General features: G+C 59.8%; 20 protein-coding genes. 16 read left to right on the plus strand and 4 right to left on the minus strand.

Annotated elements, in window-relative coordinates; translation table 11 throughout:
- Positions 1-126 precede the first annotated feature (126 nt).
- A complete protein-coding gene (locus G439_RS0101110) occupies positions 127-2517 on the plus strand; it encodes an RNA degradosome polyphosphate kinase (RefSeq protein WP_022867347.1) in 2391 nt (796 codons plus the stop codon).
- Between the two features lie 10 nt (positions 2518-2527).
- Here the strand turns inward: G439_RS0101110 and G439_RS10685 are convergent, their stop codons facing one another.
- Positions 2528-2824, minus strand: a complete 297-nt coding sequence (locus G439_RS10685) for a DUF4342 domain-containing protein (protein WP_022867348.1) — start codon at positions 2822-2824, stop codon at positions 2528-2530.
- A 222-nt stretch (positions 2825-3046) separates the two neighbouring features.
- Here G439_RS10685 and purF point away from each other — a divergent pair, with 222 nt between their 5' ends.
- The 6 genes from purF (at position 3047) to pstB (ending at position 9682) form a co-directional block, all read left to right on the plus strand.
- Entirely contained in the window at positions 3047-4567 is a 1521-nt protein-coding gene (gene purF, locus G439_RS0101120; protein ID WP_243442529.1) for an amidophosphoribosyltransferase, read from the plus strand.
- Positions 4568-4607: 40 nt separating this feature from the next.
- Positions 4608-5654, plus strand: a complete 1047-nt coding sequence (locus tag G439_RS0101125) for an NUDIX hydrolase (RefSeq protein ID WP_022867350.1) — start codon at positions 4608-4610, stop codon at positions 5652-5654.
- A 151-nt stretch (positions 5655-5805) separates the two neighbouring features.
- Positions 5806-6876: an extracellular solute-binding protein gene (locus tag G439_RS0101130; protein ID WP_022867351.1), complete on the plus strand. Its 1071-nt coding sequence runs from the start codon at positions 5806-5808 to the stop codon at positions 6874-6876.
- A gap of 84 nt (positions 6877-6960) precedes the next feature.
- Complete coding sequence (gene pstC, locus G439_RS0101135; RefSeq protein ID WP_022867352.1) at positions 6961-7896, plus strand: phosphate ABC transporter permease subunit PstC; 936 nt, start codon at positions 6961-6963, stop codon at positions 7894-7896.
- A complete protein-coding gene (gene pstA / locus G439_RS0101140) occupies positions 7896-8870 on the plus strand; it encodes a phosphate ABC transporter permease PstA (RefSeq protein WP_022867353.1) in 975 nt (324 codons plus the stop codon). The genes pstC and pstA overlap by 1 nt, the downstream gene beginning before the upstream one ends.
- Positions 8871-8902: 32 nt before the next feature.
- Positions 8903-9682, plus strand: coding sequence for a phosphate ABC transporter ATP-binding protein PstB (pstB, locus tag G439_RS0101145; RefSeq protein ID WP_022867354.1), 780 nt, complete (start codon positions 8903-8905; stop codon positions 9680-9682).
- Between the two features lie 128 nt (positions 9683-9810).
- On the opposite strand, the gene G439_RS0101150 is transcribed toward pstB, so the two are convergent.
- Genes G439_RS0101150 through G439_RS0101160 form a run of 3 tightly spaced genes read right to left on the minus strand, consistent with a single transcriptional unit; the run spans position 9811 to position 11950 of the window.
- A complete protein-coding gene (locus G439_RS0101150) occupies positions 9811-10254 on the minus strand; it encodes a septum formation family protein (RefSeq protein WP_083940719.1) in 444 nt (147 codons plus the stop codon).
- Entirely contained in the window at positions 10255-11316 is a 1062-nt protein-coding gene (locus G439_RS0101155) for an inorganic phosphate transporter (RefSeq protein WP_022867356.1), read from the minus strand.
- A 4-nt stretch (positions 11317-11320) separates the two neighbouring features.
- Positions 11321-11950, minus strand: a complete 630-nt coding sequence (locus G439_RS0101160; protein ID WP_022867357.1) for a DUF47 domain-containing protein — start codon at positions 11948-11950, stop codon at positions 11321-11323.
- 264 nt (positions 11951-12214) lie between these two features.
- On the opposite strand from G439_RS0101160, the gene G439_RS0101165 reads away from it, so the two are divergent.
- The 9 genes from G439_RS0101165 to purD all read left to right on the plus strand — a co-directional run bounded on the left by G439_RS0101165 (position 12215) and on the right by purD (position 22554).
- A complete protein-coding gene (locus tag G439_RS0101165) occupies positions 12215-14050 on the plus strand; it encodes a phosphoenolpyruvate carboxykinase (GTP) (protein WP_022867358.1) in 1836 nt (611 codons plus the stop codon).
- Between the two features lie 129 nt (positions 14051-14179).
- Positions 14180-15454 (plus strand): hypothetical protein, encoded by a 1275-nt coding sequence (locus G439_RS0101170; protein WP_022867359.1) that lies wholly within the window; start codon positions 14180-14182, stop codon positions 15452-15454.
- 35 nt (positions 15455-15489) lie between these two features.
- On the plus strand, positions 15490-16479 hold the full coding sequence (locus G439_RS0101175) for an AAA family ATPase (RefSeq protein WP_022867360.1): 990 nt from the start codon (positions 15490-15492) through the stop codon (positions 16477-16479).
- Between the two features lie 21 nt (positions 16480-16500).
- Positions 16501-17394, plus strand: coding sequence for a DUF58 domain-containing protein (locus tag G439_RS0101180; RefSeq protein ID WP_022867361.1), 894 nt, complete (start codon positions 16501-16503; stop codon positions 17392-17394).
- Positions 17384-17860 (plus strand): hypothetical protein, encoded by a 477-nt coding sequence (locus tag G439_RS0101185; protein ID WP_022867362.1) that lies wholly within the window; start codon positions 17384-17386, stop codon positions 17858-17860. The genes G439_RS0101180 and G439_RS0101185 overlap by 11 nt, the downstream gene beginning before the upstream one ends.
- A complete protein-coding gene (locus G439_RS0101190) occupies positions 17857-18882 on the plus strand; it encodes a vWA domain-containing protein (protein WP_022867363.1) in 1026 nt (341 codons plus the stop codon). The genes G439_RS0101185 and G439_RS0101190 overlap by 4 nt, the downstream gene beginning before the upstream one ends.
- The gene (locus G439_RS0101195) at positions 18825-19940 is read left to right on the plus strand and encodes a vWA domain-containing protein (protein WP_341532741.1); all 1116 of its coding nucleotides are present in this window, start codon (positions 18825-18827) and stop codon (positions 19938-19940) included. Before G439_RS0101190 ends, G439_RS0101195 begins: the two co-directional genes overlap by 58 nt.
- Positions 19930-21018 carry a hypothetical protein gene (locus G439_RS0101200; RefSeq protein WP_022867365.1) on the plus strand — a complete coding sequence of 363 codons (1089 nt, stop codon included), beginning with the start codon at positions 19930-19932 and terminating at the stop codon, positions 21016-21018. The genes G439_RS0101195 and G439_RS0101200 overlap by 11 nt, the downstream gene beginning before the upstream one ends.
- Before the next feature lie 201 nt (positions 21019-21219).
- Positions 21220-22554, plus strand: a complete 1335-nt coding sequence (gene purD / locus G439_RS0101205; protein ID WP_022867366.1) for a phosphoribosylamine--glycine ligase — start codon at positions 21220-21222, stop codon at positions 22552-22554.
- The last annotated feature ends 8 nt before the right edge of the window (positions 22555-22562 follow it).

Here is a 22562-nt window from a genome sequence, read left to right on the forward strand (position 1 = left end):
AAATGCGCATAACCTTTGCTCTCGGCGGAAAAGATGGGAACATAGGCCAGGATGTGGCCCTCGCCTCGTCCTCGTAAGTCCTCGCCCCCGCCCCCGGGACCCTGATAACCCAAGAAAGGGACCCCAATGTCCGACGAGCAGACTTTCTCCGCCCCCGATGAAAACTGGCCTGGACCCGACGCCGAAATCCCCGAAGATTCCTATGCCCCCAACGTAGATCCCGCTGCGGCCACCGTCCAGAGTGCCCGCGCCGACGAAATGTTCCTGCGCGCCGACGAGCAGGAGCGCCTAGCCGGGGTTGAACATGAGGATTCCGAATACGACGATGACGCTGACCCGCGCACTCCTTTTATCCCAGCGCTGTCTACCGCCATCGACATGACCCAACCTATGAGCGAGGACGACCCCCTGCCCAAGGGACGCTTTGCGGACAGGGAAATCTCGTGGATGGCCTTCAACCAGAGGGTCCTCGAACAATCCGAAGACCCCAACCTTGCCCTGCTGGAGCGAGTCTGGTTCTCAGCAATCTACTCATCCAACCTCGACGAATTCTTCATGGTGCGAGTTGCTGGACTCAAGCGCCGAATCGCCGCCGGGATCGCGAAAAAGTCCGCGTCCGGCCTTGAACCGCGCCAAGTCCTTGAAGGCATCCAGGCGCGCAACCGCGAATTGTCGACCCGCCAGGCTCAAGACTTCCAACGCGACCTCATGCCCGCCTTGGAAGAAGCCGGAATCCACCTGCGCCGCTGGGAAGACCTCGCCGCAGACCAACAGTTGGAACTGACCCGATACTTCCGCCGCCAAATCTTCCCGGTTCTCACGCCGCTGGCCGTAGACCCGTCCCACCCCTTCCCCTATATTTCGGGCCTCTCCCTCAACTTGGCCGTCGTGGTGCGAAACCCGATCACCGCCAAGCTGCACTTTGCGCGCGTCAAGGTCCCGCCCTCACTGCCGCGCCTCATTAACGTCGACTCGGCGGTTCATGGCGGACGCGCCGAGGACTACGTCCAGACCGAGGACGGCGCCACCTTCGTCACCCTTGAAGATGTCGTGCGCGCGCACCTAGACCACCTCTTCCCCGGTGTTGAGATTGTTGAAGCCCACGGATTCCGTGTTACTCGCAACGAGGACGTGGAAGTGGAAGAAGACGACGCCGAAAACCTGCTGACCGCCATGGAGGAAGAACTACTGCGCCGCAAGTTCGGCCCCGTGGTTCGGCTCGAAGTTGAGGACTCGATCTCTGACTTCGTTTTGGACTTCCTGGTTGACAAGCTCGAAATTACCGAGGCCGACGTCATCCGCCTGCCCACACCCCTGGATCTCACGCTGTGCAATGAGCTGCATGACCTGGAGATTAGTGCCCTCAAGTACCCGCCCTACGTTCCTGTGACGGCGGCGGGCCTTGCTGAGTTTGAATCGTCAAGGTCGGGCGATATCTTCGCCCAAATCCGAGCCCACGACGTGCTACTGCATCACCCCTACGATTCTTTCGCGACCTCTGTGCAGTCCTTCATTAGCCAAGCGGCGCGCGATCCTCACGTTCTAGCAATGAAGCAGACGCTGTACCGGACCTCCGGTGATTCGCCGATCGTGTCGGCCCTTATTGAGGCTGCCCAGTCGGGCAAACAGGTTGTGGCGATTGTCGAAATCAAGGCGCGTTTCGACGAGGAAGCCAATATCGGGTGGGCCCGTAAGTTGGAGCGCGCCGGTGTCCACGTTGTTTACGGCATGGTGGGGTTGAAAACTCACTGCAAGCTGTCCCTGGTGGTGCGCCAAGAATCTGACGGTCTGCGCCGCTACTGCCATGTCGGCACCGGCAACTATCACCCCAAGACGGCCCGCGGCTACGAGGACCTGGGCTTGCTGACATGCGACCGAGACGTGGCCCAGGACCTGACGCGCCTGTTCAACCAGTTGTCCGGCTATGCGCCGCGTTCCACCTTCCACCGCCTGCTGGTGGCGCCCCTGTCGATCCGCGATGGATTGATTGAGCGTATTAATGGCCAGGTTGCTCGTAAGAAGGCTGGCCAGGATGCGTGGATTGGTATCAAAGTGAACTCGGCCGTGGATGAACGAGTGATCGACGCTCTTTATCGTGCATCCCAGGCTGGTGTGCAAGTCGATGTGCAGGTGCGTGGCATCTGTGCGATCCGCGCCGGCGTGCCCGGCCTGTCAGAAAACATCCGGGTCCGGTCCATCCTTGGGCGATTCTTGGAGCACTCGCGGATCTACGCGTTTGGGCATGCAGGTGAAGAGGAAGTGTGGATCGGTTCTGCCGACCTCATGCACCGCAACTTGGATCGTCGCGTCGAGGCGTTGGTGCGCATCGTGGACCCCGACCAGATTCACTATCTGGCAAACCTGGTGCGCCGCGGAGTTTCACCAGACACGGCCTCGTGGGCGTTGCGTAAGTCCGGCAAGTGGAAGCGCAACCAATTCGACAAGGACGGCCAACCCCTGGCTGACATCCAAAGCGAACTGATGGCGGGGGCCTCCGCCAGGGTGGTGGGCCGTTAGTGGAATGGCGTTACTGACCGGCTTCGGGGTCAGACGGCTGCGGGGTGTCGGTGCGAATGATTTCGATGGTCATGTTTGTGGCCACGGCAGCCACGGCTCCGACAGCGACGATGACGGGCGCGGCCGCCAGGGCGATGCCCCCGACGACGACTCCGGCATCCATGGGAATGGAGAAGAGCTCGCGGCCGTCTTCGTTGCGCAAAATAACGCGTCGTACCGTCGTGTCCTTGTAGAGCTTTTTAATGGTGTCGACGACTTCGGAGCCCGACAGGGTAATACGTTCATTGTCTGAGTTGTGATCCGTCATGGTTTGGTCCTTATCTGAAAGGGGATTGTGTCTTTAAGTTTGGCAGGGGATTGTCCGGCTGTATATCGGTGGAGACACTGATTTGGCCCCGAGATCAACGGGGGTGATCGCCCTGAGGCGGTGGCAAGCGTCTACAAAGTCACATGCCAGTAAGCGAAACAAAATGTGGATCGCCGCCAAGACAGCAGACATCGACCAGTAGCATGACGGGAGGACGGCGTCGTGCGGACTCGTCGCACGGCTGAGCTTTCCTCAACCTCTCTCGAAGGGAACAGGCCTGTGTGCGGCATTGTCGGTCACGTTTCGAATTCGCTGGTCAACCAACAAATCTACGATTCGCTGCTGCTGCTTCAGCATCGCGGTCAAGACTCCACCGGTATCGCCACCATCGAGGGCAACACCGTCCACCGCGTGAAAGCCAAAGGCCTGGTGCGCGAGGCCTACCGGACCCGCGACATGAGAACCCTGCTGGGCAACGTCGGCCTGGGGCATGTACGTAACGCGAATACGCCGGGCGCCTCCCAAGAAGATGAGGTCCAGCCCTACTACGTCAACGCCCCCTACGGGATTGTCCTGGTCAACAACGGCAACATCACGAACTCGCGAGAACTCACCGACGAGCTCTACCGCATTGACCGCAGGCACCTGAACTCCGACTCGGATGCGGAACTGCTGCTCAACGTCCTGGCCAACGAACTCCAACACCACATCCCAGATGACGGGTCGGACCTCACCCCCGAAGGCATCTTCAGTGCCGTGGATGGCGTCCACCAGCGCGTCGAAGGCTCCTACGCCACAATCGCTCTGATCGCCAGCCGCGGCCTTCTTGCTTTTAGGGATCCTTTCGGCATCCGTCCCCTGGTTCTGGGCCACCGCCTTGACGAGGACGGAGCCGACGAATGGGTGGTCTGCTCCGAATCCCTGGTCCTGACCGCCGGCGGCTATGAGCTGGTGCGCGATATTGCTCCTGGCGAGGCCGTATGGATCTCCACCGAGGGCGAGATGAGTTCTCACACCTGGGATGGTCCCACCCGCCTGGTCCCGTGCGCCTTCGAGTACGTGTACCTGGCTCGCCCCGACTCGGTGATGAATGGGGTGTCCGTCTACGGTTCACGCCTGCGCATGGGGGAAAAGTTGGCAGCCACCGTGGCCGAACAGATTCCTGTTGACGAAATCGACGTCATTATGCCGATTCCGGATTCGTCACGTCCCTCCGCTATGGAGCTCGCCCGAGTCCTGGGCATTGAATACCGCGAAGGCTTCCTCAAGAACCGCTACGTGGGCCGCACCTTCATCATGCCCGGGCAGAAGGTCCGCAAGAAGACCGTGCGCCAAAAGCTCAACCCCATGCCCGTTGAGTTTGCTGGCAAGCGCGTCCTGCTGGTCGACGACTCGGTGGTACGTGGCACGACCTCGAAAGAGATCATTGAAATGGCCCGTAATGCAGGAGCGGCCAAGGTCTACCTGGCCTCAGCAGCACCCGAAGTTCGCTACCCGCACGTCTACGGCATCAACATCCCCACGCTGGATGAATTGGTAGCCACGAATCGCACTGTGGACGAAATATGCGAGGTGATTGGCGCCGACAAGCTGATTTATCAGAAGGTTGACGACCTCTATGACGCCATCGTCGAAGGTTCGGATCTGACCGAATTGGACATGTCTTGGTGCGATGGAAAATACGTCACCGGCACCATCACCGACGAGTACCTGCACTGGGTGGAAGATAACCGAGTGTCCTGACACGACAGCGGACCCAGCTCAAGCCCGGTAACCTTGTGGAGTGTCCACAAAGAATCGCCCATCACCGATCCCTTCGCGCCTTGTGCGTTCGGCAGGATCTTTAGTTTGGCGATTCACGGATCCTGAACGGTGCGCAGAACCCGGCGACAAGATCGACCCGCGTGACATTGAAGTCCTCATTGTCCACCGGCCTCGGTATAAGGATTGGTCGTGGCCTAAAGGTAAAACGGAAGCTCACGAGCCGATCATTAGCGCCGCCGTACGCGAAGTCGAAGAAGAAACCGGACTGCCCGTCGTCCTTGGTGCGCCACTGACCACCCAGCGTTACCGCTTGGGTTCTGGACAGATCAAGGAAGTGCGTTACTGGGTGGGTACCCTCATGCCCACAGACCCCTCCGAAGCTGGGGCGGCAGCCGAGCGTACCCGCGTGCCGGTACACCTGGCTCCGGCCTCGGAAATTGACGAATCTCGTTGGGTGAGCCCCGACAAGGCTGAGGACATGCTCACGAGGCGCGGTGACCGCCGCCTTCTTGGAGAGCTCACCTCACGGGCCAGCCAGGGCCGCCTCGTCACATCGACCCTCATCATTGCTCGACACGCAAAAGCCACGTCGCGTTCGTCCTGGCCGCTAGATGAGCAGTCCCGACCACTGACCCGTACCGGTGTTCGACAGGCCCTCGCCCTCGTCGAATCGTTGAGCGCATACGGCGTCCAGAACGCCTATGCATCACCGTGGGCGCGCTGCCGTCAAACCGTCGCACCGTGGGCGGGCGTTGGGGGAGTGCCCGTGTGGTCGGTGCCCGAAATTACCGAGGACGCTGTGGAACTCAACCCGCAGGAGGCCACAGATTTCCTCACCGATATGGTGCACGCCCCTCACGCGCCCTCGATCATCGTTGGCCACCGGCCGACTTTACCGACGCTTTTTGCACCCATCCTGGCCGTAACCCCAGCAAACTTACATTCGGCTTTCCCAAGTGCCAGTCCGTGGCTAAGCACCGCCGAAATGCTCGTCGTCCACATCTCTCACGAGGACGAGGATGCGCAGGTGATAGGTGTCGAGCGTCACCTTACGCGGCTCAGATAGCCTGATTTTCTTCAACGTACCTTCAATGTTCACCTTTCGTTCACTCGAGTTCGGTGCCGTGGACATTTCCGGCTCCTAGTTTGTCGATTGATCGGTTAATCCGACTCGCGACAATGAGCCGCCTGGAGATGGCGGCAGAACGGAAGATCTAATGTCCATCAACTCCCGCTCCCCCTTCATCCGCTTCGGTGCTTTGGTAGGCGCAGGCGCCCTCATGCTCGGCCTGGCTGCCTGCGGCGGCTCCGACACCTCCGAATCCACTGCCGCCTCCGGCTCCACCACCACTGAGTCTGACACCACCGCCGAGGCTCTGACCGGCTCACTGGCAGGCGCAGGAGCCTCCTCCCAGGAAGCCGCCATGGAAGCCTGGAAGGCCGGCTACGCGGCCCTCCAGCCCGACGTCGCCGTCTCCTACGACGGCGTTGGTTCCGGTGCTGGCATCACCCAGTTCAATGACGGCCAGGTTTCCTGGGCTGGATCCGATGCTCCCCTCGAAGATGAAGAAATGACAGCAGCCGAAGCTCGCTGTGGCGGCCCCGCCTGGGACCTGCCCGTCTACATCTCGCCGGTGGCCGTGATCTTCAACCTCGAAGGCATCGACAGCCTCAACCTTGATGCCGCCACCAACGAGGGCGTGGAACTGCCGGACCTGGCAATCACCCCCGTGCACCGCTCCGACGAGTCGGGTACCACCGAAAACTTCACTGACTACCTGACAGCAGCTGCTCCCGAGGTGTGGACCAATGAGCCGGCCAAGGCATGGCCCATCGAAGGCGGCGAGTCTGCTGCTAAGACCTCCGGCGTTGTTCAGGCCGTGACCGCAGGCAACGGCACCATCGGTTACGCAGACGCATCCCAGGCAGGCGAGCTTGGTACCGCAGCCCTGGCTGCCGCCGATGGCACCTTCGTCTCCTTCTCAAACGAGACCGCTGCTGCCGCAGCCGACACCGCCACCGCTGTTGAAGGCCGGGAAGCCAACGACATTGCTCTGGCTGTCAACCGAGTTCCCGAGACGAACGATTCCTACCCGCTGATCCTCATCTCCTACTCGATCGTCTGCTCGACTTACGAGGATGCCAACGAGGCTGCCCTGGTTAAGTCTTTCGTCGGCTACCAGATCTCCGAAGAGGGCCAGCAGATGGCCTCCGACAATGCTGGAGCTGCCCCGCTGTCCGCTGACATGCGTTCCAAGATCCAGGCCGCTCTCGACGCCATCAAGTGACCTATCAGGGCGCGCGGCTGGTCGTAGAACCGGCCGTGCCGCCCAGGTCAATCCCCTCAACCCTGCGCCCCCAAGGGAAAACACATGAACAGCTCCGGCACTGGCAAGACGGGCAATATCGTCTTTAAGACCGTGTCCACTGCGGCTGCGACCCTCATTCTCGCAACTCTCGCCGCAGTCGCAGCCTTCCTCATTATCGAAGCGTGGCCTGCGATCTCAGATCCGTCCGTGCAATTTAAGGTTCAAGGATCATCCACCCCCGTGTCGATCTGGGCTTTCACCCTGCCCCAGATTTTTGGCACCGTGCTCGCAGCCATCATCGCCATGGTGATTGCGGTCCCCGTTTCTGTTGGAATCGCGCTGTTCATCAGCCACTATGCGCCGCGTAAACTCGCCCAACTGCTCGGCTATATGGTTGATCTTCTCGCTGCGATCCCCTCAGTCGTCTACGGCCTGTGGGGAGCAATCTGGTTGATCCCCTTGCTGAAACCCGTGTGGACGTGGCTGGGAGAACATATGGGATGGTTCCCCCTCTTCGCTGGAGAAGCCTCACCCACCGGCCGCGTCATCGCCTCGGTATCCCTGATCCTGGCGGTCATGGTTCTGCCGATCATCACCTCCGTCACCCGCGAAGTTTTCCTCCAAACCCCGGGCCTACACGAGGAAGCCGCCCTCGCACTTGGCGCAACCCGCTGGGAAATGGTCCGCATGGCAGTACTTCCTTTCGGACGTTCAGGAATCGTGTCGGCCTCCATGCTGGGGCTAGGGCGCGCACTGGGCGAAACAATGGCCGTGGTTATGGTCCTCTCAGTCGGATCGTCCTTCTCCTTCCACATTCTCGAAGCTGGCAAACACTCCACTATCGCAGCCAATATCGCCCTGCAATTCCCCGAAGCCACAGGAATCAACCGTTCTGCACTGATCGCCACCGGCCTCGCCCTCTTCGCCATCACCCTGGTGGTCAATTCCATTGCCCGATGGATCGTGTCCCGACGCGCCGAATTCTCTGGAGCTAACTGATGTCCGCGATCACCACAGCCACTGACAGCGCGCCAACCAAGCATGATCCGAAGAAACTATTTGTCTCGGAGGATCCAGGTTGGGATCGGCTACGCGCCATTAAAGACAAGATCGCATGGGTTGCCGTTTCCGTAGCCTTCCTCTTCGCAATGATCCCGCTGGTCTCACTCATCTGGACTGTGCTGTCTCGGGGCATCCTGCGGCTCAACGCCCAGTTCCTCACCACAGACATGGTCGGGGTCTTTGGAGGCATGACCAAGGGTGGCATTCTGCACGCTATCGTTGGCACCCTTCTCATTACTCTGATGGCTACGCTCATTTCCGCGCCGATTGGCATGTTCACCGCCATCTACCTGGTCGAATATGGCAATGGCGGCAAGCTTGCTAAAGCCACAACCTTCTTCGTCGACGTTATGACGGGTATCCCGTCGATTGTGGCGGGCCTCTTCGCTGCCGCACTGTTCACTTTGACGGTTGGAACCGGCTATCGAGCCGGCATTATGGGTGCGGTCGCTCTGTCAGTTTTGATGATCCCAACAGTGGTGCGCTCCAGCGAGGAAATGCTGCGCCTGGTACCGAACGAATTACGCGAGGCCGCCTACGCGTTGGGTGTGCCCAAGTGGAAAGTCATCGTCAAAGTTGTTCTACGTACCTCAGCGGCCGGCCTAACCACCTCGGTCATGCTGGCTATCGCCCGCGTCATTGGAGAAACCGCGCCCCTGCTTATCACCGTTGGTTTCATCGAAAGGATGAACGCCGACGTCTTCAATGGACGCATGACCACCCTGCCCATCTTCGTGTACCAGCAATACTCGCAGGGCGCGGCAACCTGCCGTTCAGGCGTGGCGGACTGCATGACCACGATTAACGAGGAACGCGCATGGGCAGCCGCCCTCGTCCTCATCCTCCTGGTGATGATCCTCAACATTATTGCCCGCATTATTGCCAAAATCTTTTCCCCTAAGGGCCGCTGACCCTTCCCGCCCTCATCCATCAAGGACATAAAATGACCACCCTGCTCGATATTCGCCACGAGAAGATCTACTACGGCGACTTCCTGGCCGTTGACGACGTGTGCGTTGAAATTCCCGCCAATTCCATCACCGCCCTCATTGGGCCGTCTGGCTGCGGCAAATCCACTTTCTTACGCACCCTCAACCGCATGCACGAAGCCATCCCGGGGGCTCGCGTTGAAGGCGAAGTTCTCTTGGAAGGCCAGGACATTTACGCCAAAGACGTTGACCCCGTCCAGGTGCGCCGCCGCGTCGGCATGGTGTTCCAGCGTCCCAACCCCTTCCCAACAATGTCGATCCGCGAAAATGTTCTCGCTGGCGTCAAGCTCAACTCTCGGAAAATGTCCAAGGCAGAGTCTGAAGAACTCGTCGAAGAATCGCTGCGAGGATCCAACCTGTGGAATGAGGTCAAGGACCGCCTCGACAAACCAGGCTCGTCACTGTCCGGTGGCCAGCAACAACGCCTGTGCATTGCCCGCGCTATTGCGGTGCGTCCTGAGGTGCTCCTCATGGACGAACCCTGCTCGGCTCTGGACCCTATCTCGACCTTGGCCATCGAAGACCTGATGAACGAACTCAAGGACGAATACACCATCGTCATCGTCACCCACAATATGCAGCAGGCCGCTCGCGTCTCCCAACAGACCGGCTTCTTCAACCTTGAGGCCACCGGCAAGCCCGGCAAGCTCGTCGAGTTCGACAACACGGAGAAGATCTTTACAACTCCTTCGGTTAAAGCAACCGAAGACTACATTTCCGGTCGCTTCGGCTGACCGGACCGAAGGGAGAGATCTCTTTCCATAGTCGTCCCGGGGGCGGGACGAGTTGGGCCGGAACACCGCTACAGACAGCGGGTTCCGGCCCAACACTATTAAGACGCTTCAACGGGGATGACCAAAATTCACTGCTGTGAATTCTTCGCGCTACGGTCCAAGTCGCCCCCATTCATCACGTGGACCAAACAGGCGATAGTTCGATCCCCCTGCTCCCAGGATTCCACGGTTGGCCGAGTCCATGTGACCTCTAGCGCCGAGGAAATATAGGGCGAGCCAACATAGTCCTCGAAACTATCAATGCAGACGGTTTCTGCTTGCCTATCCAGGGTTCCCTCTCCGGGGAAAGTATCACCCTCGACCTCGTGTACGAGGCTGACTTCGGCCTGGTGAAGCTCCGAACAGGAGCGTTTTTCAACCGTGACGGAGTTGGCGGTCGGCATCTGGAGGCAGTCGCCGACTTTGAGGCTACGTGCCGACGAATCCGAACAGGCTGCGGCCCCCAGCACCACCGTGACCAACAGGGCGATACATGCGCCGCGCACGAGGGCGTGTGGACTACGTCTCAACACTTAGATTCCCAACGCCAAGCTGATGATCCAGTACATGACGGCAGCCACGAAAGCGGCGGCAGGAAGGGTGAGGAACCAACCGCCCACGATATTGCCGGCCACACCCCAACGCACCGCCGACAAGCGCTTGGTAGCGCCCACACCCAGGATCGCCGAGGTAATCGTGTGAGTGGTTGAGATCGGAGCGTGCAGGACAAAAGCCGACAGGTAGAGCACCGATGCTGCGACAGTTTCGGCGACGAAGCCGCGGGCCGGATCCAGGTCGATCATCTTGCGGCCCAGGGTGCGCATAATGCGCCAACCTCCGGCGTAGGTGCCCAGCGAGATTGCTCCGGCTGCCGCGAGCTTGACCCACAGGGGGATTGTCATATCGCCGGTGACAGGGTCGAGGATGTTGTGGTGTTCTCCGTAGCCGCCAGCCAGCAGTGCCATGACAATGACGCCCATGGTCTTTTGCGCGTCCTGCAAGCCGTGACCCAGCGCCATAGCCGCAGCCGAAATGGTCTGCAGAACACGGAAACGGCGCATTGTGCGGTGGTAGGGCAGGTTCTGCATAGCTGCCAGCACCAGCTTCATTAGGACGTAACCCAGGAAGAAGCCGACCAGAGGAGAGGCAAACATCGGGATGACGACGTGCTGGAGGATGCCACCCCACATGACCGTAGTAGCCGAAGCAAGTCCGGCGCCCACAAGCCCACCGATCAAGGCGTGGGACGAGGACGAAGGTAGGCCAAACCACCAAGTGATGAGGTTCCATACGACCGCACCGACCAGGGCTGCTAACACAATGATGAGCCCCTGGGTCTGCAAGATCGGGTCCGGTGAAAGCGAATAGTGGGTGATGTCGATGATGCCTTCGCCGATGGTTTTGGCGACCTCGGTTCCCAAAAGGGCGCCGATGACATTCATAATCGCGGCCATGAGGAGGGCCACCCTGGGGGTGAGCGCACGTGTGGACACCGATGTGGCGATCGCGTTGGCTGCGTCGTGGAAGCCGTTGGTGTAGTCGAAGCCCAGGGCGATCGCAATGACCAGGACGACGAGGATCAGATTGAGATCCACGGTGTCAGGACTCCTTCACCGCGATCGTCTCAATGCCATTGGCAAGGTCTTCGAAGGCATCGGACGCCTCTTCGAGAACCTCGATGACATCCTTGAGCTTGATGATCGTCACCGGGTCAACACCGGAGTCGAAAAGGGTGGTGAGCGTCCGACGGTAAGTCAGATCGCCCTCGTTTTCGAGGCGATTGATTTCAACCCAGTAGTCACGCATGTCCAGCGGCGACTTCAGGGAAGGCATTTGCTTGGCCGTCTGGTCTGCGCAGCGAGCAATAATGTCGATCTGCTCAGCCAACAGGGACCGAACAGCCTCGGGGATTTCGTCAATGCCGTACATGACGATCATGTCGCCGGCCTCGTCAATGTAATCCATGCAGTCGTCGAGGTTGGATGCCAGGCGTCCGAGGTCTTCGCGGTCGAAGGGGGTGACGAAGGTCTGGTTGATGCGTTGGACTATCAGGTGATTGAGGTCATCGCCGCTGTGTTCAACTTCGTGCAGTTGGTCGCGCAGGGCGACACGCTCGGTGGGGCTGGCGCCCAAAATTGAGGCGAGCAGGGTCGTACCTTGAACGAGATAGTTGGCCTGCTGAGTAAACAGGTCGAAGAACGAGGGGCCGTTGGACTTGCGAAGGGCCACTGGGATTCCTCCCTTAGATTTGATTGGGGCAACCGGTTCTGGTCACCAGACGCAGGGTCAGCCTAAAGCACCGATGGGGGTAAATGGCCACCTGCTTGATACTGATTGTTCACCATTTCGTCCCCTTTCATGGCCGTTGTGCGATGTTGCACACATGATCACGGGACTAACCGCCCGCGCGGATCGCAGCGGAATCAGTCATGATTGACCTTGTACATCGAGGTCAACCAAGTCCTCGAATACCCGAGTGCCTCAGGAGGCAATATGTCCGTGACAGAACAGGATGTGCGCGCAGCAGCGCCCGCCAACGCTCCCGAAGACGTCCTCAAGTGGGTCGCCGAAATCGCCGCGCTGACGACGCCTGACGCCATCGAGTTCTCCGACGGTTCGCAGGAAGAGTGGGACCGTCTGACCTCTCTCATGGTTGAGAACGGTATGTTCACCAAGCTCAACGACGAGAAGCGCCCCAATAGCTTCCTCGCCCGTTCGAAGCCGTCCGACGTTGCCCGCGTCGAGTCCCGTACCTACATCTGCTCCGAAAAGGAAGAGGATGCAGGCCCCACCAACAACTGGGCCGATCCGGCTGAGATGAAGGAGACCCTGAACAAGGTCTTCACCGGCTCCATGGCCGGACGCACCATGTACGTCATCCCCTTCTCGATGGGTCCCCTGGGTGGCCCGATCTCCCAGCTGGGCATCGAGATCTCCGACTCACCTTACGTTGTGTGCAACATGCGCATCATGACCCGCATGGGCAAGGACGCCATGGACCTTATTGCCGAAGGCAAGCCGTGGGTTCCCGCCGTTCACACCGTGGGTGTGCCGCTGGTTGATGGCGCTGTTGACGACAACTGGCCCTGCAACGACGAGAAGTACATCACCCACTTCCCCGAGACCAACGAAATCTGGTCCTTCGGTTCGGGCTACGGCGGCAACGCCCTGCTCGGCAAGAAGTGCTACGCCCTGCGTATCGCCTCGACCATGGCCCGCCGCGACGGCTGGATGGCCGAGCACATGCTCATCCTGCGTCTGACCCGCACCGAGACCGGCGAGAACTTCCACGTCACCGCCGCCTTCCCCTCGGCCTGTGGCAAGACCAACCTCGCAATGCTCCAGCCCACCATCCCCGGCTACAAGGTCGAGACCATTGGTGACGACATCGCCTGGATGCGCCCCGGCCCCGACGGCCGTCTCTACGCCATCAACCCCGAAGCCGGCTTCTTCGGCGTGGCCCCCGGCACCTCCTACGACACCAACCCGATGGCGATGGAGACTATGAAGGCCAACTCCATCTTCACCAACGTCGCCCTGACCGACGATGGCGATGTCTGGTGGGAAGGCATCGACGGCGAGACCCCCGATCACCTGATCGACTGGCACGGCAACGACTGGACTCCCGAGTCCGGCGAGAAGGCTGCTCACCCGAACAGCCGCTTCACCGTCCCGGCCTCGCAGTGCCCGATCATCTGCGCAGACTGGGAAGCCCCCGAGGGTGTCGCGGTTGACGCGATCCTCTTCGGCGGGCGCCGCGCCACCAACGTGCCGCTGGTTGCCGAGCAGTACGAGAACGCCCACGGCGTCTTCATCGGCGCTTCGGTTGCCTCCGAGGTCACCGCTGCAGCCACCGACGTCAAGGCCGGTTCGCTGCGCCACGACCCCTTCGCCATGCTGCCCTTCTGTGGCTACAACATGGCCGACTACTGGGGCCACTGGATCGAGATGCAGAACAAGCTCGGCGACAAGTTCCCGAAGGTCTACCAGGTCAACTGGTTCCGCAAGGACGATGAGGGCAACTGGCTGTGGCCGGGCTTCGGCGACAACTCGCGTGTCCTGGACTGGATCGTTCGCCGCGCCGCTGGTGAGGTCGAGGCCATCGACGGCGTGACCGGTCGCTACCCCAAGTTCGAGGACTTCAACCTGGACGGTCTCGACATCGACGAGTCCGTGTGGGCCAAGCTCTTCGCGATCGATCCCGACGCCTGGGCCGCCGAAATGGACGAGAACGAGCAGTACTTCGCTCAGTTCGGTGACAAGGTCCCCGCTGAGATCCATGAGCAGCTCGCCAAGTTCCGCGAGCGCATCGCCGCCGCCAAGGCCTGATTCTGATCAGAATCCCTTGTTGGCAGCGGTAGCTGCTTAACACGATGCCCCCGACCGCTTCGGCGATCGGGGGCATCGTGTGCTGGCTGTACGATCAATCCTTGGCAAGAATTAGAGGGAGAGTTACAGATGGAGTCACGGCGCCGAGCTACACGCCTCTTTTTGTCTTCTCAACGCTATGCGCCTGATGGTTCAGAGCGTCGAGTTGGAAACCTGATTGTTTCTAGTCTGATCATTCCCATCCTTTTGGCCTGTTACGCGGCAGTGGGCATTACCCTGTCCGACGGTTGGCCCAGACTCTTCAAAACCTTTGGTTCTACCAGCCAGGATGTTCCGGGAGTCTTGGCAACCCTCGCTCTCGGTTTGGCGAGCTTGGCGGTGGCGCTGGTGGTCATCCAACCCAAGGAATGGAAGGACCTACGCCAAGAAGGAGCATCCATCTTCGCCATCGAGATGGAAGAAAAACGCGCAGATTACATTTCGGGTGCACTGACTTTGCTGTCGCAGATGGCGGCCGGAATCGCTGCGGTTTCTGTTGTCTACGCGGCAGAGTCTCGTCAAGCCATTGATGTGGTGGTAGTGCCAGTGATGATTGGCATGTGGGTGATCATCGCCCTGATGCCAACTTTTGTGCGTCGCTCCGGAGCCGGATCTCTTGTCGCATACACGGGCTACATTCGCGACCTAGCCACTTTCCTGCGTGGCATCGGGACAGACAGCGATATTGATGACGGTTTTTTAGCTACCGCCAGGCCGCGACGTCCTCGCTGGTGGCGTGGCACGGCCACAGGTTGGGCGATCATGGTGATTTCGCTTGGCTGCGTAGCAATGGGAGCCATGGCTCACGACGCTCATCCCGTACGGGCCGCCCTATACACCGTGGCGCTCATCTGGATCATCACCGCACTGGCTTTCTACTCCACGATTCAGTTGCGTTTAGGCGACAAAATTATGTCATGCTTCTCGCTCATTGTTGTCGTATGCATTGACATCTTCATTTTCGTCGAAGCAGCGGTTGCAACTTTAAACATGCATGGACCTGCCAAATGGGGGCGCATCGGCTTTTATGCCCTGTGTTGTTTCAGCGCGCTACTCCTACACTTGCTTATCCGCAGGTGGTGGATGATGCGTCGAGAAGAATTTACCGGCCTAAGCTCTTTCTTACTGGAAACACTTTGTGCCAGAGCTCAGGGAGCAACCCAGTCGATTCTTGACGCTGCACTTGTCGTTGATGGCTCTCAGGATGATGCCGTTCGAGAAGCCACGATCCTCTTGGATCGAATCGACGAGGAACTCATCCGTTCCGCGCCGGAACGTTACGTCGACGCCACTCGAACAGCCATAGGTTTGGCGCGCAGACCACAAACCCAAACTGCCGGTAACGGCCAGCCACCGCTAGACTGACCGAGGCGAACCCGCGACCCGCTAAGGAGATACCCGTGGCCGAATACCTCAATGACGGCGAATTGGCGCGCGCCAAAGACCTGCTCCAAAGGATGCAGTCAATTTTCGCGTCAAAAGTCGTTGGCCAAGAAGAACTCCAACGTGCCCTGACCGCCGGCCTGCTCGCCAAAGGTCACGTCCTCATCGAATCGGTGCCCGGACTTGCCAAGACCACTGCCGCACAAACCCTGGCCGCGTCCGTATCGGGTAGCTTCCGGCGCATCCAGTGCACACCGGACCTCATGCCCAACGACATCGTGGGCTCCCAGATCTGGAACCAAGCCACCGGAGGCATGGAAACTCAGCTCGGTCCCGTCCACGCCAACCTCGTGCTCCTGGACGAAATCAATCGTTCTTCGGCTAAAACCCAGTCGGCCATGCTTGAAGCTATGCAGGAAGCACAGACGACAATCGGCGGCGTGAACCACCCACTTCCTCAACCCTTCATGGTGATGGCCACCCAAAACCCCATCGAAGAAGAAGGCACCTATGTTCTGCCAGAAGCTCAGATGGACCGATTCCTTATCAAACAGGTCATCACCTACCCCAAGCCTTCCGAAGAACTTGAAGTCCTCGAACGGATCGACGCGGGCACAATGACCGCGCCCATTGACGTCGAACCGATCTCCATCGACGACCTCATCGAATTACAAAAACTGACAAAGCGGATCTTCGTCCACTCAACGCTCAAGGCCTACATCGTCGACATCATCAACACCACCCGTGGAGCTGGTCCCAATCCTCTTCCCGACTGGTCCAAGCACGTGCGAGTGGGAGCATCCCCGCGCGGAGGCATCGCACTCATGCAGGTCGCACAAGCCCTCGCCCTGATGAACGGACGCAACTACATCGTCCCCGATGACATTAAGACCATGCGTCACTCAATCCTGCGCCACCGCATCATTCGCACCTTTGACGCCCTCGCCGACAATGTCTCAATCGAAGGCCTCATCGACGCTGTCTTTAACGCCGTTCCCGTCCCCTGATCGACTGAGACCAGCACAGCCATGCCAGTCAGATCGCGTGAAATCCATGCGCTAGCGAGCCGCATCCAATTGCCCGTAATGCGCAAATTGCTGTCCCTCATGGAAGGACAGCACGGGTCGGCGCGCGCCGGAAAAGGCTGGGAGTTCATGGACTTGGCGCAATACCAGCCAGGTGACGACGTCAAAGAAATTGACTGGGCAGCAACCGCACGCAGCGGCTCACCAATCATCAAACGCTTTGAAGCCAGCGCCAACCTCCAAGTCATCCTCGTCGTCGATACCGGCCGAGCTATGGGAGCCCTGGCCCCCTCAGGCGAAACGAAAGAAGAGATCGCCCTCGTCGCATGCGAAGCCATCGCCTGGCTATCCGTCGCCCGCGGTGACCAGATCGGTCTTGTTGCAGGAGATTCCACACGCACCCGGCACATGCCTGCCCGCTCAGGAAACGCGCACGCTGAAACCATCATGCGCAGAATCGAAGAGGACATCACCCTCGAATCCCCCGCATCTGACGTCCTCGCCCTCCTTGACCGCGCCGACAGAACAACCAGACGACGCTCCCTCATCGTCTTAGTCACCGACGAAACGCAACCAACCCCAAGCTCAGAAGCCGACGAAGTTATCAAACGACTCCTGGTGCGTCACCAACTCATTTGCATCTCGATCGCCGATATCAACCCCACAACCCTGGACAAAGACACCCACGTGATCGACGTCGACGAAGGCCCACTGCCTGACTTTCTACTGCGCGACCAACAACTCGCAGCCCAAGCCAGCGCCATCGCCAACCAACGCAAAAACGCCGTATCCGCGCTCCTTGACTCTCGCGGCGTTATCCAAGTGTTGGTAGGTTCCTCCCAAGACGTCCCCCGCGCCCTCATGCGCGCACTCGAAAGGGGGAGCCGTGTCAGGTGACATCGCAGACCAACTGCGCGACCCAGTCATCTACCCGCATTGGATGTGGGTGGCTGGCCTCATCCTCATCCTCGCAGTGATCATCTGGGTCACCGCCATGATCCGCAGATGGTGGAGATCAGACGAAACACGCATCGAAGAACTCCAAACGATTAGCCAAGTACGCCGAGATAGCTACCACTGCTATGTCAACGACATTGAGGCCCGACACCGTTCAGGAGAACTCGACTCGCGTGATGCTCACCTTGCGGTAGCTGGCCTCATGCGAGCGCTTGGAACCGAAAGAACAGGTCGCGACCTCGAAGTTGCCACCGTCGCCGAAGTTCGTCAACTCCTGCCCATGTGGCCAGCCCTGGCTGACCTGCTCCAGGCCTGCGAAAGCCCCTCCTTCGACGGCAATGCTGACGATTCGCAGGAGGTCGTGACCCGCATCCTGCACCTCGCTCATCAGGCGGTGGACGCATGAAATACGGATGGCTCATTCCTCTGGTCATTATCGTCATCGTGGCCGCGTTGGTTGCAGGCTGGTTCCTCTCGCGTGAGGCTGCGCGCCGCTCAGGTAAAAAAGGATGGGTAGCCAATACCGGATACGTCCGTGAGCTACCCAAGTACCAGGCGTTGGTGCGGCGCTCGCGGCTTATGCTGGCCGGGGCAAGCTTAAGCTTCGCTCTGTTGGTGGGGGCCGTGTCCATTAGCGCAGGATCTCCCGTGGACCGCAGGATCGAGGACGAGCGCCTGGCATCGCGCGACATCGTTTTGTGCCTGGATGCATCCGGCTCAATGATGCCCTATGACGGCCAGATCGGTTCCTCATTTAGGCAGATCATCGAACATTTCTCCGGTGAACGCATCTCTTTGCACCTGTGGAGCGCGCGAACAATCATTAAGTTCCCGCTGACCGACGACTATGTGATGGCCGACGAAATCCTTGAGGAAATGAGCACCATCATCTCCGAGGGATATATGGGAGAAGCCCCCGATGGCTCAAGCGTCTACGTGACCACTGAACTGCTCGACTACCTTGAAGGAGTCGACGACCCTGATCGTCAAGCCTCCTCCCTGGCAGGAGACGGCCTCGCCTCGTGCATCCTGAGCTTCGACCACACCGACCAAGAACGCTCACGAACGGTACTGCTTGCCACGGACAACGAAATCATGGGGTCGCAGATCTACACACTCACCCAAGCAACCGACCTGGCAAAAGACCAAAATGTTACCGTCACCGCCCTCTACCCAGGGGAAGGCGACTACCTCACTGCCGACGGGGAAGAACTGCGCGACCTCGTCGAATCCACAGGCGGAACCTTCTACGACGCTTCTGACCCGGGCTCCGTCGCCGGAATTATTCAAGATATCGAAGCTCAGCAGCAGGTCGAACTCGAAGGTCAGTCCCACGTCATCGAAACCGATAAGCCTGAAACGCCGCTTGCATGGATCGTCGTTGGGCTACTCGCATTACTGACGGTGCTGGCGGGGGCGAGGCTGTAATGGTGCTTCGTCCTGTATTCGAGCCCGCCATCATCGTCCTCATCATGATCCTCGGGTTAGGCATGGTCGGTTGGGGGTGGCTGCGCGCCACCCGGCGCCGCCCCCTTGACGTTGTTCGGCGCGGGCTCATGGTCGTCCTCGTCGCCATCATGGCTACGGGCCCCTCCATCCCAGGCGAGGCGCGCGAAATCGTATCCGCCACCGAAGTGTGGCTGGTCGTGGATCGAACCGGATCAATGGCAGCCGAAGACTGGGATGGCAAGAGCCCCCGCATCGACGGTGTGCGCAAAGACGTGAAAACCATCGTCGAAGCTATGGCCGGCTCGAAGTTCACGATCATGACCTGGGACTCCGATGTGCGCACAGTCTTGCCGCTAACCACCGACCTCATGGCAGTGGACTCGTACATGAAGACCTTCAGTCAGGAACTGTCGGAAAACTCCCAAGGATCCTCGCCCGACCGGCCAGCACTCGGATTGGCGCAAGCCCTTGAACGCTCTGAGCGCAACCATCCGGAAAATATACGCGCGGTATTCATCTTTACCGACGGGGAGACCTCAAATTCCGACCACTGGACTGCAACGACGGACGCGCAGGAAAGCGACTGGAACGCCGTTGCGCCTTACGTCGACGGCGGCCTCGTCATTGGATACGGCACCGAGCAGGGCGGCCCCATGAAGGTCAAACGTCTAGGGCCCGCAGACGCCTCGGATTCAAGCCAGTCGGCAGGCGGCGCGGCAGACGAGGACGAGTACATCCGCGATGAGTCCTTGCCCGGATCGCCTATCGCAATCTCCAAGATTGACGCAGAAAAGCTCCAGGCCATTGCCGGACGCCTGGCAGTGAGCTACGTGCACTCCCCCGATACCTCGGCCATTGATGGGTACGGACGCGACCTCATGAGCAGAGCAGACGTGATTTCCAAGGCTCGAGACGCCTTGGCAACCTACCGCGTCATCATGTGGCCCTTCGCCCTCGCTCTTGGAGCATTGCTTGCGTGGGAAGGCGGAGTTTTGGCCGCGCGCGCCCGAGTCCTGAGGAGAGCCCATGCGATCTAAGATGCGAAGAAGCGCAGACGAACTCCTGCCCTTTGGGGCGCCGGCCGCTGGATCCGGTGCTGCCCAGATGGGAGGGGCCTCGGCCTCGTATGAGCACAAGCAAGTGCGCTCCAAGAAAGCGCTGCGGCCTTTGCTGTGGTCGCTGCCGGTGCTCGTTTTGATTCTGGGCGTGGCCGCATACCTCATAGCGCTGCCGCTGTGGTCGAAGAGTTCCCTTGGGCATTGGGATGATGGCGACGTCGCTTCGGCCCAATCCGACTACGTTGGGCAAGCACAGGCAACGAGCATCGGCATTGAAAAATGGGTGGCCGAGTACAACCTCGGAACGACCAAGCTGTACGAGCACAAGGTCGATGAGGGCGTCCAGCTTTTGCGCGGAGCCTGGGATCTGGTCCCCAAGGCCATGGAGCTTTATGACGGGCGGATCGAAACCTACTCCTACGAATGTCAGGTTCGGATCAACCTGGCGCTAGGAATCGAAGCGCAGGGCGACCAGCTTATGGCTGATGAGGAATGGGCACAGGCGCAGGCTTCCTACGACGAGGCCATGGGAATCGTGTCCCCATGCCAAACCGCCGGGCAGGCCGATCAGCAAGATCAAGATGAATCGGGGGCCGATCAGAACCAGTCAGGTGGTTCGTCGGAGTCCGACTCGGAATCGTCAGACGGAGAATCTTCTGATTCTGATTCTGGACAGCAGAATTCTTCGGATCAAGATTCTGGAGAACAAGCCGATGAGTCGACCAACCGTCTAGGAAATAAGTCGCGCGAGGCTGGCAATAAAGCCGAGGGCAATGGTTCGGGCGGCTCTGGGCAACAGGGCAGCAAAGAGGATCAGAATGAAAGCTCGTCAGGTGAAGAACAAGCTGACGAGTCCCAGGCAGGCAGGCAAGGTTCACAGGGCGATTCTGGCGGGACAGCAGGCTCACAGCCCCCGGGTGAAAACGGCTTCGAGGGTGAGACTCCGTCGCAAAAGCGTCGCCGTGAAGAACTTCAGAAGAAACTCCAGCAGGGCGCTGATGACCAGAATCGTTCATACGACGAGTCGCGCACAGGCAACCCCAACGGGGCTTGGTAATTTTCTCTTCCCCTCCGCCGAGAGCAGACTTTATGGTTAAAAATCGCCTGTTTTCAGGCTGAAAACGACCATAAGGTCTGCTCTCGGCGGGGAGGGAGCAGGGGAGGGCTGGGCAAGGGCGGGTGAGAAAAAGTGTGAGGTCTGTCCGAGGTTGGTGAACATGCTCCCTTTGAGCGCGCCCGCCCCGATAAGGTGGAGCCTGTGAAGGTCCTCTTGGTGGGCAACGGTGGGCGTGAACACGCCCTGGCCCGAGCACTCGTCCGCACGTCCAACGCCGATCACCCGGTTGAACTCGTCGTTCAAGCCGGGAATCCTGGATTGGAACCCCTGGGCCGTTCCCTGGTGTTCAACCCCCTAGACCCCGCCGACGTGGTGCGTCGCGCCGTCGCCGAAAAAGTCGATCTGGTGGTTGTCGGCCCCGAAGCCCCCCTAGTTGCGGGAGTAGCCGACGCCGTCATCGAAGTCGGAATCCCCTGTTTTGGTCCCACCCAGGCCGCAGCCGAACTCGAAGCCTCCAAGTCTTTCGCTAAGCAGATCATGAACGAGGCCGGCGTCAAGACCGCTCGTTCCTTCACCTGCCGCACCATGGACGAGGTCGACGCCGCCCTCGACGACCTGGGTGCCCCTCACGTCGTTAAGGACGACGCTCTGGCTGCAGGCAAGGGCGTCATTGTCACCGAGGATCGTCAGGCCGCGCGGGAACACGCCGAAGGTTGCCTGTCGCGCCCCGATGGCGCCGTTGTTATCGAGGACTACCTCGAAGGTCCCGAAGTGTCCCTCTTCTGCCTGGCCGACGGTACCACTGCCATCCCGCTGGTACCCGCCCAGGACTTTAAGCGCGTCGGCGACGGCAACGAAGGCCCCAACACGGGCGGTATGGGCGCCTACACTCCTCTGCCGTGGCTGCGCGAGGACGCGGTTGATGAGATCGTCGAGACCGTTGCCAAGCCAACAATCACCGCGATGAAGGCGCGCGGCACTGAGTTCCGCGGCCTGCTTTACTGCGGCCTGGCAATGACATCAAAGGGCATTCGCGTTGTCGAGTTCAATGTGCGTTTTGGTGATCCAGAAACCCAGGTCGTCCTCGAACGGCTAGATTCTCCGCTGAGCGAGCTGCTCTACGCCGCTGCCACAGGTAACCTCGCGGATGCGCCCGCGCCCGTGTGGTCCACGGACGCGGCCGTCACAGTCGTCTTGGCTTCGGGCGGATACCCCGGTCCCACCGACACCGGCCACATCATCGCTGGCATTGAAGACGCTGAAGCCCTTGAAGGCGTCCACGTCATCCACGCGGGCACCAGTGAAGAAATCACTTCTGACCCGGCCGACGTTGCCGCAGGATGCTGCGGTTTTGAACCAGACTCGGCCATCGTCAACACCGGTGGCAGGGTGCTGGACGTGACTGCCCGCGCCGCCACAGTTGAAGAAGCTCGCGTACTGGCCTATGAGGGAGTCGCCAAGATTCACTTTGAGGGCGAACACCACCGAAGCGATATTGCGACCTGGCCGGCCGACCTCAATACCGCCGGGGCCTGAGAGCCAAG

Source organism: Schaalia vaccimaxillae DSM 15804 (assembly GCF_000420425.1).
GTDB classification, from domain to species: Bacteria; Actinomycetota; Actinomycetes; order Actinomycetales; family Actinomycetaceae; genus Pauljensenia; species Pauljensenia vaccimaxillae.